Source organism: Streptomyces sp. NPDC034103, from assembly GCF_055575395.1.
This window is the reverse complement of the sequence record NZ_JBVISS010000004.1, coordinates 308,846-324,718: the sequence shown is the minus strand read 5'-3', so window position 1 is coordinate 324,718 and position 15,873 is coordinate 308,846. Positions and strand designations below refer to the sequence as shown.

Sequence of the window (15,873 nt, the reverse complement as noted above, 5' to 3'; positions counted from 1 at the left end):
ATGCTGATCCCTTCCCTCGGCGTCCAACGCTTTTAGGCTGGGAAGGTGAGTGACGAAGCGACGAAACAAGCCCGCGTGATCCCCCTGCGCCCGGGGACCGCCCGCCCTGCCGCCGCACCTGCTCCCAAGGAGCCGCTGCTGCGCGACCTGGTCGGCGACGTCCTGCGCCAGGAACGCCTCGACCAGGAGCGCACGCTGAAGGACGTGGCCGACGCGGCGCGGATCTCCATGCCGTATCTCTCGGAGGTGGAGCGGGGCCGCAAGGAGGCCTCCTCGGAGGTCCTCGCGGCCGCCGCCCACGCCCTCGGACTGGGCCTCGGCGACCTGCTGGCGCGGGCCCAGGGCGAACTGGTCCGGATCACCAGCCGCCGGTCCGTCGCCGACCGCAGGGCGTCGACCTCGTCGTACGACGGACTCTGCCTGGCCGCCTGAGCCGAGGCCGGCGCCTCAGACCGTCACCAGGCGCCGACTGAGCACCTCGTCGGCGAGCCCGTAGGCGACGGCCTCCTCGGCGGTGAACACCTTGTCGCGGTCCATGTCCGCGCGCAGCGTCGCGGGGTCGTGGTGGGTGTGCCGGGCCAGTACCTCCTCGACCTGCGCGCGGATCCGGACCATCTCCTTGGCCTGGAGGGTGAGGTCGGAGATCGTGCCCTGGCTGCCGCCGCTGGCCGGCTGCCCGAGCAGCACGCGCGCGTGCTCCAGGACGATCCGCCGCCCGGGGTCCCCGCCGGCCAGCAGCACCGCCGCCGTGGAAGCCGCCTGGCCGACGCAGATCGTGGAGATGGGCGCCTGGACGTAGGTCATCGTGTCGTAGATCGCCATCAGCGAGGTGAACGAGCCGCCGGGGGAGTTGATGTAGATCGCGATCTCGTTCTCCGGCGCCGAGGACTCCAGATGGAGCAGTTGCGCGATGACGACGTTGGCGACGCCGTCGTCGATCTCGGTGCCGAGGAAGATGATCCGCTCCGACAGCAGCCGGCTGAACACGTCGGAGGAGCGCTCGCCGTGCGCGGTCCGCTCGACGACGTACGGAATCGTGTAGTTCCCCATGTCACAGCCCCATCCGTCGCTTGGAGGCGGCCGGGCGGACGTCCGTGAGGGACTCCAGGACCCGGTCCACCATGCCGTACTCCCTGGCCTCCTCCGCCGTGAACCAGCGGTCGCGGTCGCCGTCGCGGGAGATGGCCTCCTCGCTCTGCCCGGTGTGCTCGGCGATGAGCCGCTCCATGGTCCGCTTGGTGTGCTCCAGGTTCTCGGCCTGGATCTCGATGTCGGCGGTGGTGCCGCCGATGCCCGCGGACGGCTGGTGCATCATGATCCGCGCGTTCGGCAGCGCGTAGCGCTTGCCCGCCGTGCCGACGCTGAGCAGGAACTGACCCATGCTGGCCGCGAAACCCATGGCGAGCGTCGAGACGTCGTTGGGGATCAGCCGCATGGTGTCGTAGATGGCGAGGCCCGCGTGGACGGAGCCGCCGGGGCTGTTGATGTACAGGCTGATGTCGGTGCGGGGGTCCTCCGCGGACAGGATCAGCAACTGGGCGCAGACCCGGTTCGCGGAGACCTCGTCGACCTGCGTGCCCAGCAGCACGATGCGCTGCGCCAGGAGCTGGGCGGCCAGGTGGTCGTCGAAGCGGCTGGGCGCGGTGTCGCCCTCCTCGGCCCGCGGCGCGAGCGTGGACAGTGGAGTCATCGGTTCTCCTCGGGGTGGCGGGGATGCCGTCGACTCCACCCTTGCCCCCGGGCGGCGCTCGCCGGTGACTTCTCTGCCCGCGGCAGATTCGCCCAGGGCAGAGCGGCCGCCTCAGCCCTTCTCGCGCAGGAGGCGGAAGAACGCCCGTACGTCCTCCACCAGCAGCTCCGGCTCCTCCATCGCCGCGAAGTGACCGCCGCGGTCCAGCTCGGTCCAGCGCACGATGTTCTCGGTGCGCTCCGCCTTGTGGCGCAGCGGGATCTGCGGGTCGCCGGGGAAGGCGGCCACCGCGGTCGGGGTGGTGGACGGCTCGTGCGGGGCGGCGATCCGGTCGCCGGTGGCGTGGGCCCGCTCGTAGTAGACCCGGGCGGAGGAACCCGCCGTGCCGGTCAGCCAGTACAGCATCACGTTGGTGAGCATCTGGTCCCGGTCGACGGCCTCCTCGGGCAGCTCCTCGGAGTCCGTCCACTCCTGGAACTTCTCGACGATCCAGGCGAGTTGACCGACCGGCGAGTCCGTGAGCGCGTACGCGAGGGTCTGCGGCCGGGTGGACTGCTGGTGGAAGTAGCCCGTGCCGTCCCGGAACCACGCGGCCCACCTGCGCCAGGAGTGCAGGGTCCGCTCCCGCTCCTCGGGCCCGAGCGCCGCCAGCTCCTCCTCGGTCGGCTCGGTGGCCGCCTGCGCGCCGGGCAGCAGGTTGAGGTGGACGCCGATGCACCGGTCGGCGTGGACACGGCCCAGCTCGCGGCTGATGGCCGCGCCCCAGTCGCCGCCCTGGGCACCGAACCGGTCGTAGCCGAGGCGGGTCATCAGCTCGGCCCAGGCGTCGGCGATCCGGCGCGCCTCCCAGCCGGTCTCCCGGGTGGGTCCGGAGAAGGCGAAGCCGGGGATGCTCGGCAGTACGAGGTGGAAGGCGTCGGCGGGGTCGCCGCCGTGTGCGGCCGGATCGGTCAACGGTCCCACGATGTCCAGGAATTCGGCGATCGACCCGGGCCAGCCGTGGGTGACGACCAGTGGGGTCGCGTCGGGCTCGGGGGAGCGGATGTGCGCGAAGTGCACGTGGGCCCCGTCGATCTCGGTGGTGAACTGCGGCCACTCGTTCAGCCGGGCCTCCGCCGCCCGCCAGTCGTACTCGTGCCGCCAGTAGCGCACCAGTTCCCGCAGATACCCCGTCGGCACCCCGTACGACCAGCCCACCCCGGGCAGCTCGTCGGGCCAACGCGTCCTGTCGAGGCGTTCGGCGAGATCGTCCAGGTCGGCCTGCGGGATGTCGATGCGGAACGGGTGGATGCCGCTGTCGGCGGGCGAAGACGTCATGGGCGCGATGCTAGTTCGCAATGATGTAGAGGCCACCTGGATTTCCGGACGCGCGAGCGATGAGTTCCGGCGTGAGGATCGGTCGACACAGGTGACAGCGTTCCGCACACCCGGGAGGTACCCATGGCAACCGACGGTTTCACCACGTGTCTCTGGTTCGACGACCAGGCCGAGGACGCCGCCCATTTCTACGTCTCGGTCTTCAAGAACTCGAGCATCGGCGAGATCGCGCGCTACCCGGAGGGCGCGCCCCGGCCCGCGGGCAGCGTCATGACCGTCGAGTTCACCGCCAACGGCCACAGGTTCCTCGGGCTCAACGGCGGCCCCGAGTTCACGTTCACCGAAGCGGTCTCCTTCATGATCTTCTGCGAGAACCAGGAGGAGATCGACTACTACTGGGCCAAGCTCACCGAGGGCGGCGGCGAGCCGGGCCCCTGCGGCTGGCTCAAGGACCGCTTCGGCCTCTCCTGGCAGGTCGTCCCCGACACCCTCCAGAAGATGATCACCGACCCCGACCCGGCGAAGGCGGCACGGGTGACCCAGGCCTTCATGGCGATGAGCAAGTTCGACCTGGCCGCGCTGGAGAAGGCCTACGCGGGCGAGTGAAGGTCAGTCGGCGGCGGCCCGGCCTATCGCCCGGGTGATCTCGCGGGCGATCCGCAGGATGCCGGGGGAGCGGACCGGGCAGGGCTTCGGCGTGGCCGTCGTGGGCGCCAGGCAGAAGTGCAGGTAGTCCTTGTCCCGGTGCAGGGCGGTCCGGTCGCGGCCCGGCTGGGTGCAGTACGCGGTGTGCTCGCGCTCGTAGGCGGTGCACGGCAGGTACTGGACCCAGGAGTAGCGGGCCCCGGCCGCGCTCACCGCGGCCCCCGCGTCGGCGACCAGGTCGCCGGAGGCGGCGGCCTGCTCGGTGTAGAGCTCGTTCACGCGCCGGACGCGGTCGGGGGTGATCGCGTCCGGGCCCTGCGCCACCCACACGATCCGCGGCCGCTCGCGCCCGCCGGCCCTGGTGATCTGCGCGGTCAGCCGGGCCATGTCGGCCTTGTACCGCTTGAAGTACGTCGTCGGCCGCTCGGCGTGGGTGATGCCGTCCATGCACCAGGTGTAGCCCCACGCGTTGCCCCAGAACTGGAGCACCACGAAGTCCGGCCGCAGCGAGCGCACCAGGGCCGCCGCCTTGTCCCGGTCCGGCACGAGCGACTTCGCGCCGGTGCCCTCCAGGTAGTCACAGACCGTCGTGCCCGAGTACGGCTTGCTCGTGTACTCGGCGCGCAGATCCCGGCGCAGTTCCTGCCCGACCACGTTCTGGGCCTCCATCGCCAGGGAGTCCCCGAGATACAGCACCCTCGGCGGCTCGGCCGGGGCGCTGGGGGCGGGGCTGCCGGCGGCGCGCTGGTGCGTCGTGCCGGCCGACGCGGGGGGTGCGAGGGAGCGCGGTGGCTCCGCGGGGTCCGAGGCGGGGTCGGAGCACGCGCCGAGCAGCACCGCGGCCAGCAGCATTCCCACGATCCACGGCTTGCGCATGCGGCAACTCCCGCCCCGGACACCGAAAACGGTTCCCCAGGCAAGCACAGCCGGGCGCGAGGAGGAAGACGTGTGCCGGTCACGTCTCCGCGAAACGCTCCAGGCCCGCTGTCCGGCCGGAGACGGTCCGAACCGTTCGGCGCGCGGGCCGACGCAAGGGTGGCTAGCGTGAGAAAGGGGACGAACCGCCGAATCGGAGAGGGCCGGTCATGGCCGTACAAGCTGAGGGAACCCCCTGTTGGGCCGATGCGATGTTCAGCGATGTCGAGGGAGCGAAGAGCTTCTACGGCGAGGTGCTGGGCTGGACCTTCGGCGAGGCGTCGTCGGAGTACGGCAACTACATCCAGGCCTACGCGCACGGCAAGGCCGTCGCCGCGGTCGTGCCGCCCATGCCCGGCCAGGAGGGCCACTCGCAGTGGTGCGTGTACTTCGCGAGCCCGGACGCGGCGGCCACCGCGGGCAGGATCCGCGAGAACGGCGGCGAGGTGCTGATGGAGCCCATGGCGGTCGGCGACTTCGGCACCATGTGCCTGGCCCGCGACCCGAGCGGTGCCGTCTTCGGCGTCTGGCAGGCCGGGGCCCACGAGGGGTTCGAGGCGATCGGCGAGCCGGGCGCGTACGCCTGGGCGGAGGTCTTCACCCGCGAGCCGGAGAAGACCGACGCCTTCCTCACGGCCGTCTTCCCGTACCGCGTAAGGCAGATGCAGGACGAGGCGATCGACTTCCGGATCTTCGACGTCGGCGAGAACACCGTCCTCGGCCGGATGCGGATGACCGACGAGTTCCCGCCCGAGATCCCCTCGTACGTCAACGTCTACTTCGCCGTCCCCGACTGCGACGAGGCTGTCGCCAAGGCCACCGGGCGCGGCGGCGTCCTGCGCTTCGGGCCGATGGACAGCCCCTTCGGCCGGTTCGCGGCGCTGAGCGACCCGCAGGGCGCGAGCTTCTCGGTGATCGACCTGAGCACCACCCAGGGCGAGATGCCGCAGATCACGGAGGTCTGAGGACCGGTGACCGGGCGGTCCGCCGGTCCGTGGCATGATCGGGCCCATGCGTGAACGTGTGGTGGCCGCGTGCGACGGCGCTTCGAAGGGAAACCCCGGACCGGCCGGCTGGGCCTGGGTCGTCGCCGACGAGAGCGAGACCCCGGACCGCTGGGAGGCGGGCCCGCTCGGCAGGGCCACCAACAACGTCGCCGAACTCACGGCGCTGGAACGCCTGTTGACTGCCATCGCACCGGACGTGCCGCTGGAGATCCGGATGGACTCCCAGTACGCCATGAAGGCCGTCACCACGTGGCTGCCCGGCTGGAAGCGCAACGGCTGGAAGACCGCCGCGGGCAAGCCGGTCGCCAACCAGGACCTGGTGGTGCGCATCGACGCGCTGCTCGACGGCCGCGAGGTCGAGTTCCGCTATGTCCCCGCCCACCAGGTCGACGGCGACCGCCTGAACGACTTCGCGGACCGTGCCGCCAGCCAGGCCGCCATCGTCCAGGAGCCCGCGGGCAGCGGTCTCGGCTCGCCCGAGCCGCCGCCCTCGCCCGACACCCCGAAGAGCGCGCGCCCCGCCAAGGCCAAGTCGCCCCGGCGCAGCGGCGGTTCGGCGTCCGCATCGCGCACGATCAAGGCCAAGTTCCCCGGCCGCTGCCTGTGCGGCCGCACCTACGCGGCCGGCGCGGACATCGCCAAGAACGCCCAGGGCTGGGGTCACCCGGAGTGCCGTACGGCGGACGCCTGATCAGTCGGTGTCGAAGGTGTAGTGCGCCCGGTGGTCCAGCAGGTCCGCCGGGCGTACGTCGTTCCACGGCTTCATCGTCTCGTTCAGGTCGACGACGTCCCGCGTCCCGGCGGCCGGCAGATACGGCGAGTCCGGGTGCCGGCGCTGCCACTCGGCCCACAGCTTGTCGATGTAGGCGTGGTGCAGCCAGAACACCGGGTCGTTGGGGGAGACCCCGGTGGCCATCTGGCCGCCCACCCACACATGGACGCGGTTGTGCAGGTTGACCCCGCGCCAGCCCTCCAGATGGTTGCGGAAGCCGTCCGAGGCGCTGTTCCAGGGCGCCATGTCGTACGTCGGCATCGCCAGCACGGAGTCGACCTCGGCCCGGGTCGGCAGCTCCCGCACGGACGTGCCCAGCGAGCGGCGCAGGAACGTACGGCCGTCCACCCGCACCGATATGGGCCAGTTGCCGGCCGACGCGGCGAACGGGCCGTCCATCACCTGGCCGTCCCGGCTGCGGCCGGTGCCGCCCAGGAAGTCCGGCGCCCACAGCGAGGCGCGCGGTGAGCGGTCCACGGACCAGTCCCAGTACGGCAGCGCCACCGAGGCGTCCACGGACTGCAGCGCCTGCTCGAACTCCAGAAGGTATCTGCGGTGCCAGGGCAGGAACGACGGTGAACGGTGGCCCGTACGCTCGCTGTTGTCGGTGTCGGACATGATGAAGGCGTTGTGCGTGGTGACGAAGGCGTCGTAGCGGCCGCTGCGCTTCAGCTCCAGGACGGCGGCGACGAACCGCCGCTTCTCGTCGGAGGTCAGGCTCGCCTGGTTCTTGCGGACGGTCATGTGTGGTGCTCCAAAGTGCTTGCGGGACGGTTCAGTTGGCCGGGAACGGGACGAGTCGCGCGCCTCGCAGCTCGTCGACCGCGGCCCGTGCGGCGGCCCGCGGGGTGGGTACCGGGTCGTAGTGGCTGACGACGCTGATCCAGCTGCCGTCGGCGTTGCGCATCACGTGCAGCTCGACCCCGTCGATGAACACGGCGTATCCGGCGCCGCCGTGATGGTGGCCGCCCGAGGCGGCCGGCCGGCCCTGTATCCGGCGGCCCTTGTAGACCTCGTCGAAGGCCTCGGGGGTCGCGGGGGTCGCGGGGGTGGGGTGGTCGTGGGCGGCCGCGCGGGGTGCGACGGCGACCGTGGTGGCGAGCGCGGCCGCGGCGGCGAGTGCGTGACGGCGAGTCAGTTCGGACACGGGAGTCCCTTCGGTGATGGATGACCCCGTATGCCTATCCGCCCTGGTGAGGGCGCGAGAAGTCCCGTCGTGCCGGTTGGCTGCGATCCGGACAATTACCAACATGTCGTGCAAGGTTGAACCAAGATGATCTTGCTCCCGCGCGGCTCTCCCTGTGCCGGAACGGGAAGTTCCTTCCACTGGGGGGCGTGTTTCGGGTGGACCCTGGCGGGCGCGCGGTTCGCCAGTGGCCTGGCTCACCCGGAGAAACTGGCGCAATCCCCTGCTACTCTGCGTCGTCAACTGACCGCTATAAGTGATTCCTGGGGTGCGCGTGAAGGTCGCCTGCGTCGGTGGCGGGCCCGCCGGCCTGTATCTGTCGATCCTGCTGAAACGGCAGGACCCGTCCCACGACATCACCGTCCACGAACGCGATCCGGAGGGCTCGACCTACGGCTGGGGCGTCACCTACTGGCGCGGACTGCTCGACAAGCTCCACGAGCACGACCCCGAGTCGGCGCGCGCCGTCGAGGAGCACTCGGTCCGCTGGAGTGACGGCGTCGCCCACGTCCGGGACCTGACGACCCGGCACCGTGGCGACGAGGGCCACGGCATCGGTCGCCACCGGCTCCTGGAACTCCTCGCCGCCCGCGCCCGCTCGCTCGGCGTACGGCTGGAGTACGAGCACGGCATCACGCCCGAGAACGTGCCCGACGCCGACCTCGTCGTGGCGGCCGACGGCGTCCACAGCGCCCTGCGCACCGCGCACGCCGACCACTTCGGCACCGAGGTCAGGGCCGGGCGCAACCACTACATCTGGCTCGGCACCACCAAGGTCTTCGACGCCTTCACCTTCGCCTTCGTCGAGACGGACCACGGCTGGATCTGGGCCTACGGCTACGGCTTCGGCTCCGACCGCAGCACCTGCGTCATCGAATGCGCCCCCGAGACCTGGTCCGGCCTCGGCCTCGACCGCGCCGACGAGGCCGAGGGGCTGAACCTGCTGGAGAAGCTCTTCGCCGGCATCCTGGACGGCCACTCCCTCATCGGCCGTGCCCCGGCCGACGGCAGCGCCCAGTGGCTGAACTTCCGCACCCTCACCAACCGCACCTGGTCCCACGGCAACCTCGTCCTGATCGGCGACGCAGCCCACACCACTCACTACTCCATCGGCGCCGGCACCACCCTCGCCCTGGAGGACGCCATCGCCCTGGCCGGAGCCCTGCGCGAGCACACCGACCTTCCGGCGGCCCTCGCCCACTACGAACGGCAGCGCAAGGCGGAGCTGCTGTCCGTGCAGAGCGCCGCCCGCTACAGCGCCCAGTGGTACGAGAACCTCCCGCGCTACATCGGCCTGCCCCCGCACCAGATGTTCGCCCTGCTCGGCCAGCGCCACTCGCCGCTGCTGCCCCATGTCCCGCCGCGGCTGTACTACCGGATCGACAAGGCGGCCGGACAGCTCGAAGCGCTGCGCCGGCTCAAGCGGTGGCTGGGTCCGAAGGTGGCGCGCAGCGTCCACGCGCGGACGGCGAGCGGGCGGAAATAGCGACTTCCCCTCTGGGGTGCAGGGCGATTCACCGGCTGGCCCGGCGTCATGTACGGCATGGCCCGCGGCGACCACCTCCGGGCGAGCGCGGTCGAGGAGAGCGCCGACCGGTACGTGCTCGTGGTGCGGTCGCAGCTGACGTCCTAGCCGAACAGCCGGTCCAGGAAGGCGTTGCCGAACACGCCGTGCGGGTCGAGGCGGTCCAGGATGCCGGACGCCTGCCCCCAGGCGCCCTCACCGAGGGAGGCGGGTACGGCCGTGCCCAGCACCTCCTCGTCGTCCCAGACCGCATCCCTGGTGTAGGCCCAGCCCTTGGACCACTCCACGCGGGTGAGCGCGTGGGTGCCGTCGTGGCTGTCGAGCAGGAACCGCTCCAGTTCGCGCAGGAACGCCTCCGCGTGCGGGGTGCCGGGCAGGGTCAGCACGTCCAGCCAGACGGCGGTGTCCCACTCGGGATGCCCGGCGTCGGGTCGCAGGGCGGAGAGCAACGGGGCGCGGGCACCGGCGAGTTCCGCGTCGGCCGGGTCGTCGAGGCCCGTCACCCGGATCTCGACCGAGCCGTTGACCGGGAAGCGGCCCAGGGCGGCGTAGGCGGTGAGCCGTTCGCGGTAGAAGGCGGTGAACTCGGCCACGACCCGCTGCACCTGGTCCCGCGAGGTGAGCACCGCGTACCCGTTGGCGTGCACGCGCAAGGTGGTGGGCCTGACGTAGAGCAGCGTGTTCTTGGACGGCCCCCAGATGTCGGCCGACAGCGTCGCCACCAGCCCGAGCGCGGCCGCGTCCGCCTGCGCGTTGCCCAGCACCGGCGCCAGGTACCAGGCCGCGTCCGAGACCATCCGCCCGGCGAGGTCCGCCACCAGGGTCGGGACGTTGTCGGAGAACGGGTAGTTGTACGGCGAGTTCACGCGACGCGAGGCGAGCGGCTTCGTCGGCGCCACGCTCCACACCTTCAGCCACGGGAACTCGGTGAAGGCGAACCAGATCGCCTCCACGCGCCCGGACTCCTCCAGATACCTCGCGAGCGTCCGTCCGCCGCTGCCGGGCGCGGCGAAGAGCTCGCCCGCCGGGATGTCCGTACGGCTGACACATCGCAGGTTCGCGTTCGCCCCGACCCGCAGCACCACCTCGGTGACCAGGGTGCGCCCCAGATGGGTCAGCAGCGCGGCGGCGTCGGCCTCGTCGCGCTCGTAGGTGCGCAGGACATAGGCCCCGCTGTCCTCGTCCCACACGACCGCCGTCACCGACAGCACCCGGTTGCTCAGCGAGCCGTACGTCTGCCCCGGCGCCCGCTTCTCGCCCTCGGCCGGTACGGCGGTGCCGTGCGCGTCGATCGCCAGGGCGCCGCCCAGCGTGAGGTCGCCGGGGGCGGGTGCGGCGGTGAGCCCGAGGCCGTGCTCCTCCAGGAACGTCAGCAGCGCCTCGGTCGAGGCACCGGCGCCCGCGCGGACGGCGTGCGGGCCCTGGAGGGCCAGGCCGGTCAGATGCGCGGTCGTGTCGACCAGCAGCACGGGCGCGTCCGGGGACGTGTCCTCGGTGATCGTCAGCGGGGACCAGCCGTGCGCGTAGCCCCGGGCGCGCACCCGCCAGCCGCTGCGCCAGGCCCAGTTGACGACGGCCACCGTCTGGTCCCCGTCGGCCGGCGCACAGGCCCACAGGCCCACGGCGGTGATCTCGCCCACCCAGTTCCGGTACGCCGAGCGGTACAGCTCCACACCGCCCGGGAAGCCGGGCAGCTCCTGCGCGGCGGCGGCCGGATCGGCCGGTACGAGGGTCAGCGCGGCCGCGCCGAGGAGGAAGCTTCTGCGGGTCCAGTCGTGGGTCACCAGGTCACGCTAGGACCGGCTTGACAGAGAGTGCTTGGACGTCGAGGTGAATCACCCGTCCGAGTGAACCCTTCGCAGGTGCGCGGCCGGAGGAGGACGTTCCGCGTATGTCCGCGATGGATGACAGACTGACGCCATGGACGAGCGTACTTTCGGCAGGTTGGGTCAGCAGGCATCCGTCGTCGGTCTCGGCACCTGGCAACTGGGGGCCGACTGGGGAGACGTGGACGACAAGGAAGCCCTTTCGGTACTGGAGGCCGCCGCCGAGTCGGGCGTGACCTTCTTCGACACCGCCGACGTGTACGGCGACGGCCGCAGCGAGCAGACCATCGCCTCGTTCCTGCGCGGCCGCCCCGACCTGCACGTGCTGGTCGCCACCAAGATGGGCCGCCGGGTCGACCAGATCCCGGAGAACTACGTCCTCGACAACTTCCGCGCCTGGAACGACCGTTCCCGGCGCAACCTCGGCGTCGACCGCCTGGACCTGGTCCAGCTGCACTGCCCGCCCACGCCGGTCTACTCGACGGACGAGGTCTACGACGCCCTGGACACCCTCGTCGCCGAGGAGCGCATCGCCGCCTACGGCGTCAGCGTGGAGACCTGCGAGGAAGCCCTCACCGCGATCGCCCGGCCGGGCGTGGCCAGCGTCCAGATCATCTTCAACGCCTTCCGCATGAAGCCGCTGCACCAGGTGCTCCCCGCCGCCCGGGAGGCGGGCGTCGGCATCATCGCCCGGGTGCCCCTGGCCTCCGGCCTGCTGTCCGGCAAGTACACCAAGGACACTGTCTTCCCCGAGAACGACCACCGCGCCTACAACCGGCACGGCGAGTCCTTCGACGTCGGCGAGACCTTCTCCGGCGTGGACTACGCGACCGGCGTGGAGGCCGCCGCGGAGTTCTCCGCCCTCGCCCCCGAGGGGTACACCCCGGCCCAGCTGGCGCTGCGGTGGATCATCCAGCAGCCGGGGGTGACCACCGTGATCCCCGGCGCCCGCACCCCTGAGCAGGCCCGCGCCAACGCGGCCGCCGCCACGCTGCCGGAGCTGTCCGAGGAGACGCTCGGGGCGATCCGGGACCTCTATGAGCGGCGGATCAAGGACCAGGTCGAGAGCCGCTGGTAGCCCGTCGGGACGGGAGCCGGGCTGTTTGAATGATCAGTCGTCGGGTAACCCGTCCCGCATGGTGGAGGCAGCGGAGAGACGCACGGGCCGGGACGAGACCGAGGACGAGCGCGCCGACCGGATGTGGGTCGAGCTCATGCAGGAGATCAGGGTCGCGCAGATGGGCGTGCAGATCCTGTTCGGCTTCCTGCTGACCGTCGTCTTCACACCGAAGTACGCGGAGCTGGGGGACACCGAGCAGGCGATCTACATAGTGACGGTCGTCCTCGGGGCCATCGCCACCGGTGCCCTCATCGGGCCGGTGTCCCTGCACCGCCTGGTGTCCGGGCGGCGAATAAAGCCGCGCGCGGTGCAGTGGGCGGCCCGGCTCACCTTCGTCGGCCTGATACTGCTGCTCGCCACGTCCGGTTCCTCGCTGCTGCTGATCCTGCGGGTCGCCACCCATGACGCCTATGTGCCGTGGCTGGTCACCGCGGTCGTGGGCTGGTACGTGGTGTGCTGGTTCCTGCTGCCGCTGTGGATCCGGCGCCGCTACACGACGAAGTGAGCTCCACGGTGGTCAGTTGCCGGTCGTGCGTCCCGCCCCACACCAGCACGGAGACGGTGGCGCCGATCAGCGCGCAGAACATGTCCCACTGGGTGTCCCACACATCGCCCTGGGTGGCGAGGAACGCGTCCGCCGCCTGACCGCCGATCACCGCGGCCAGCCACTCCAGCATCTCGAAGACCGCGCTGAAGGCCAGACAGGCGCACACCGTCAGCGGCGCCAGCCAGCGGCTGCCCCGCAGCGGTGAGGTGCGGCTGAGCAGCTCCCGCACCAGCACGGCCGGCACGAACCCCTGCATCAGGTGCCCGAAGCGGTCGTACGGATTGCGCTCCAGGTCCAGCTCGTCGCGCAGCCAGTTCCCGAACGGCACCTCCGCGTAGGTGTAGTGGCCGCCGATCAGCAGCACGAGCGCGTGCGCGGCCAGCAGACAGCACAGCAGGTCCGTCAGCGGGAAGCGCCGCCAGGTCAGCACGATCAGCGGCAGCCCGACCAGCACCCACACCGTCTCCAGGAACCACGTGGTGCGCTCCCGCGGATCCCATGCGGACAGGACCAGTCCCACGACCACGACCCCGGCGAGCAGGGTGGGCAGAGGGCGGCGAACTGCTGTCATGGTCGGGCTCCTTGTCGTCGGAGCCCCATCGTGGCGGCGGTGCGGGGGAGCGGCATGAGTACGGCTACTCAGCTCGGCCCTGGGGGAGGCCTCTCCGCTCAGCCGCGTGAGAAGACCTCCGAGATCAGGTCGTCCACCCTGGTCTCCTCCTGCCCCGGCGGCACGACGTCGTGGGTGCGGCGCAGGAACGAGCCGAACGCCGGGGCCCACGCGAACACCACGGCGCGATGCCGGCCGCCCTCGGGACGGGCCTCGCCGAGGAACTCCATGCGCAGTTCCTCCCACAGACCGCACGACACGGGACGCAGCCGTACGTCACCGACCCCGACCGGGCGCAGCAGTCCCTCGGCGAGCATGTCCCGGTCCAGCCGCCATCGGGCGAGGATCCGGCCGTCGTGGCTGAACACGACCGTGACGGCGAACGGATCGGCGGGGTCGTACCCCAGGTGGGCGAGCACGGGGAAGCGGTCCGTGTCGCCCGCCTGGAGCTGTACGACGATGGTTTTGTGCACGATGGGGTTCACGCGAGGGCCTCCGGGAAAAATGACGTGTGCCCTCTGGTACCCCGTAGGGGCACATGATGCTCACTCCGGAGAGTGATTCCCCCGCGCTCCGCGCAGCGCCGTGATGCAGGCACCGATGGCGTGCTGCAACTCCTCCAGCTGCTGGACCATGTCGTCCTCGTAGAAATCCTGCGCGTCGTCGAAGGTGAGCTCCTCGAACACCTTCGTCGCCTTCTGCAGGCTGCTGTAGAACTTCGTCCGGCGTTCCTGGACGCGCAGTTCGGGGTCGGCCTCCACGGCCTCGACCACGAGGGTCTTCAGGGTGCCGTAGGCCTCGGTGGCCCACTCGCCGGTGTCCTCGTCCTCGTCCAGCTCGTCGAGGAGCGACAGATGCCGCTCCGCCTCCTGGCGCAGGTCGGCGGGTGCCTCGACGGTCTGCCCGGCGGGTGTCTTGATCTGGCCGGACTCGGCGATCTGACGGACGTAGTCGATCCGGTCGGCGGACCTGCTCTCGGTGGCGACGGCCTTCTTCAGATCGTCGGTGCGCACCACGTCACGGGCCAGCTCGGCCTGCAACTCCGGATCTTCGCGGACCCGGTCCAGGAGTGCCTGGCGGGCGGCGCGGGCGGTGGAGGGGTCGGCGAGGATCGCGGCCCGCAGCGCGGTGGGGTTCTCGGCGACCTCCAGGGCCTTCGTCGGCCGGATGCCCTCCGCCTCGGCGGCCTCGGTGATGGCGGTGCCGCGCTCGGAGGTGGCGCTGTTGCGGGAGACGTAGTAGGTCAGCCACACGTCGGCGTCCGGGAGCTCCACCTCCTGGCCCGGCGCGAGCCCTTCGAAGTGCGGGACGAGGCCGTCGTCGGCCGCCCGGTCCCACGCCTTGTAGTACCGCATGACACGGTCGGCGGAGCAGCCGGCGAGTTCGGCGAACTCCTTCGCGGACACCTTCGGGGTCTCGTCCGCGCTCTGGCCGCCGGGCCGGACGCTGCGCGCCACCATCAGGGCGAAGGCCCACCCACCGGTGCGCGCGTAGACGCCGAACTCCCGCGCGTCCCGCGCCACGAGGTCGGACAGTGGCGCGGGGGACGTCTCGGACGGGGCGGTCGCTAGGGTCACGGGTGACTCTCCTGGGTGGGGGCCGGTCGCACCGCACTGGTGCAGGGACGCAGCCTATATCCACCCATTGGAGATGCTTTGGCGGCCCTGGCGTGTCCAGGGCCTGCCGACTCTAGGAGTCCAGGGCGTCGTGGAGCGCGGGCAGCAGTGTCTTCTCCGCCCAGTCCAGATACGCCGGCTGCGAGTCGCCGCCGATCTGCACCAGCGCGATCTCCGTGAACCCGGCCTCCGCGTACGGCCGTACGGCCTCGACGAAGTCCTCCGGGTCGTCGCCGCACGGGATCGACGCGGCGACGTCGTCGGGGGTGACGAACTGGGTGGCCGACTCGAAGGAATCGGGGTGCGGCAGCTCCGCGTTGACCTTCCAGCCGTTGCCGAACCAGCGGAACTGCGCGTGGGCGCGCTTCACCGCCGCCTCCCGGTCCGGGTCGTAGCAGACGGGCAGCTGGCCGACGCGGGGCTTGCCGGTGCCGCCGTGCTGGTCGAAGGCGTCGAGCAGCCCCTGCTTCGGTTCCGTCGCGATCACCAGGTCGGCGAGCCGGCCCGCGAGCGCGCAGGACTGCTCACCGGAGACGGCGATGCCCAGCGGCGGCGCCTCGTCGGGCAGGTCCCACAGTCGGGCCGACTCCACGTCGAAGTGCTTCCCGCGGTGGTTCACATGGCCGCCCGCGAAGAGCGCCCGGATGATCTCGACGGCTTCCTCCAGCATCTCGTGCCGCACGTCCGCGGACGGCCAGCCGCCGCCCACCACATGCTCGTTGAGATTCTCCCCCGAGCCGAGTCCGAGGCGGAAGCGGCCCTCGGAGAGCAGCTGCATCGTCGCCGCCTTCTGCGCCACCACGGCCGGGTGATAGCGGAAGCTCGGGCAGGTCACGTACGTCATCAGCGGGATCCGGGAGGTCGCCTGGGCGGCGGCTCCCAGCACGCTCCACGCGTACGGCGAGTGACCTTGTGAACGCAGCCACGGGAAGTAGTGGTCCGAGGTCACCGAGAAGTCGAAGCCGACCTCCTCGGCCCGCACCACATGGTCCACGAGGTCACGCGGGCCGGCCTGCTCGGTCATCATCGTGTATCCGATTCGCACCATAAAGGGCGAGTCCCCGGCTTGAGGGACGGAAAACAGCTTCCGGGCGTCT

General features: G+C 71.1%; 18 protein-coding genes. 7 read left to right on the top strand and 11 right to left on the bottom strand.

The features are described 5' to 3' along the window. Positions 1-45: 45 nt before the first annotated feature. The gene (locus ACZ56U_RS10880) at positions 46-432 is read left to right on the top strand and encodes a helix-turn-helix domain-containing protein (protein WP_469083699.1); all 387 of its coding nucleotides are present in this window, start codon (positions 46-48) and stop codon (positions 430-432) included. A 15-nt stretch (positions 433-447) separates the two neighbouring features. Here the strand turns inward: ACZ56U_RS10880 and ACZ56U_RS10875 are convergent, their stop codons facing one another. The 3 genes from ACZ56U_RS10875 to ACZ56U_RS10865 form a co-directional block, all read right to left on the bottom strand. Beyond that, positions 448-1,050 carry a ClpP family protease gene (locus tag ACZ56U_RS10875; protein ID WP_469083698.1) on the bottom strand — a complete coding sequence of 201 codons (603 nt, stop codon included), beginning with the start codon at positions 1,048-1,050 and terminating at the stop codon, positions 448-450. A 1-nt stretch (position 1,051) separates the two neighbouring features. After that, positions 1,052-1,690, bottom strand: coding sequence for an ATP-dependent Clp protease proteolytic subunit (locus ACZ56U_RS10870; protein ID WP_469083697.1), 639 nt, complete (start codon positions 1,688-1,690; stop codon positions 1,052-1,054). Between the two features lie 111 nt (positions 1,691-1,801). Next, positions 1,802-3,007 (bottom strand): epoxide hydrolase family protein, encoded by a 1,206-nt coding sequence (locus ACZ56U_RS10865; protein WP_469083696.1) that lies wholly within the window; start codon positions 3,005-3,007, stop codon positions 1,802-1,804. 123 nt (positions 3,008-3,130) lie between these two features. On the opposite strand from ACZ56U_RS10865, the gene ACZ56U_RS10860 reads away from it, so the two are divergent. Then, positions 3,131-3,613 (top strand): VOC family protein, encoded by a 483-nt coding sequence (locus tag ACZ56U_RS10860; RefSeq protein WP_469083695.1) that lies wholly within the window; start codon positions 3,131-3,133, stop codon positions 3,611-3,613. 3 nt (positions 3,614-3,616) lie between these two features. Here ACZ56U_RS10860 and ACZ56U_RS10855 read toward each other — a convergent pair whose 3' ends face one another. Then, a complete protein-coding gene (locus ACZ56U_RS10855) occupies positions 3,617-4,528 on the bottom strand; it encodes an SGNH/GDSL hydrolase family protein (RefSeq protein WP_469083694.1) in 912 nt (303 codons plus the stop codon). A gap of 209 nt (positions 4,529-4,737) precedes the next feature. Between ACZ56U_RS10855 and ACZ56U_RS10850 the strand changes: the two genes are divergently transcribed. After that, positions 4,738-5,532 carry a VOC family protein gene (locus ACZ56U_RS10850; RefSeq protein WP_469083693.1) on the top strand — a complete coding sequence of 265 codons (795 nt, stop codon included), beginning with the start codon at positions 4,738-4,740 and terminating at the stop codon, positions 5,530-5,532. Positions 5,533-5,566: 34 nt separating this feature from the next. Then, positions 5,567-6,265, top strand: coding sequence for a ribonuclease H family protein (locus ACZ56U_RS10845; RefSeq protein WP_469083692.1), 699 nt, complete (start codon positions 5,567-5,569; stop codon positions 6,263-6,265). Here the strand turns inward: ACZ56U_RS10845 and melC2 are convergent, their stop codons facing one another. Both melC2 and melC1 read right to left on the bottom strand, forming a co-directional pair. Continuing rightward, entirely contained in the window at positions 6,266-7,090 is an 825-nt protein-coding gene (gene melC2, locus ACZ56U_RS10840) for a tyrosinase MelC2 (protein ID WP_469083691.1), read from the bottom strand. A gap of 31 nt (positions 7,091-7,121) precedes the next feature. Beyond that, entirely contained in the window at positions 7,122-7,493 is a 372-nt protein-coding gene (gene melC1, locus ACZ56U_RS10835) for an apotyrosinase chaperone MelC1 (RefSeq protein ID WP_469083690.1), read from the bottom strand. 307 nt (positions 7,494-7,800) lie between these two features. On the opposite strand from melC1, the gene ACZ56U_RS10830 reads away from it, so the two are divergent. Then, the gene (locus tag ACZ56U_RS10830) at positions 7,801-9,018 is read left to right on the top strand and encodes an FAD-dependent monooxygenase (RefSeq protein ID WP_469083689.1); all 1,218 of its coding nucleotides are present in this window, start codon (positions 7,801-7,803) and stop codon (positions 9,016-9,018) included. 143 nt (positions 9,019-9,161) lie between these two features. Here the strand turns inward: ACZ56U_RS10830 and ACZ56U_RS10825 are convergent, their stop codons facing one another. Beyond that, the gene (locus ACZ56U_RS10825) at positions 9,162-10,841 is read right to left on the bottom strand and encodes a cholesterol oxidase substrate-binding domain-containing protein (RefSeq protein WP_469083688.1); all 1,680 of its coding nucleotides are present in this window, start codon (positions 10,839-10,841) and stop codon (positions 9,162-9,164) included. A gap of 136 nt (positions 10,842-10,977) precedes the next feature. Between ACZ56U_RS10825 and ACZ56U_RS10820 the strand changes: the two genes are divergently transcribed. Continuing rightward, positions 10,978-11,961: an aldo/keto reductase gene (locus ACZ56U_RS10820; protein ID WP_469083687.1), complete on the top strand. Its 984-nt coding sequence runs from the start codon at positions 10,978-10,980 to the stop codon at positions 11,959-11,961. Between the two features lie 58 nt (positions 11,962-12,019). Continuing rightward, the gene (locus ACZ56U_RS10815) at positions 12,020-12,508 is read left to right on the top strand and encodes a DUF6328 family protein (RefSeq protein ID WP_469083686.1); all 489 of its coding nucleotides are present in this window, start codon (positions 12,020-12,022) and stop codon (positions 12,506-12,508) included. Here ACZ56U_RS10815 and ACZ56U_RS10810 read toward each other — a convergent pair. The 4 genes from ACZ56U_RS10810 to ACZ56U_RS10795 form a co-directional block, all read right to left on the bottom strand. Beyond that, positions 12,429-13,121, bottom strand: coding sequence for a DUF2238 domain-containing protein (locus tag ACZ56U_RS10810; RefSeq protein ID WP_469083685.1), 693 nt, complete (start codon positions 13,119-13,121; stop codon positions 12,429-12,431). The two genes, ACZ56U_RS10815 and ACZ56U_RS10810, sit on opposite strands and share 80 nt — an antisense overlap. Positions 13,122-13,219: 98 nt before the next feature. After that, positions 13,220-13,645: an SsgA family sporulation/cell division regulator gene (locus ACZ56U_RS10805; protein ID WP_469083684.1), complete on the bottom strand. Its 426-nt coding sequence runs from the start codon at positions 13,643-13,645 to the stop codon at positions 13,220-13,222. A gap of 60 nt (positions 13,646-13,705) precedes the next feature. Beyond that, on the bottom strand, positions 13,706-14,737 hold the full coding sequence (locus ACZ56U_RS10800; protein ID WP_469083683.1) for a hypothetical protein: 1,032 nt from the start codon (positions 14,735-14,737) through the stop codon (positions 13,706-13,708). Positions 14,738-14,849: 112 nt separating this feature from the next. After that, on the bottom strand, positions 14,850-15,824 hold the full coding sequence (locus ACZ56U_RS10795; protein WP_469083682.1) for an LLM class F420-dependent oxidoreductase: 975 nt from the start codon (positions 15,822-15,824) through the stop codon (positions 14,850-14,852). Positions 15,825-15,873 lie beyond the last annotated feature (49 nt).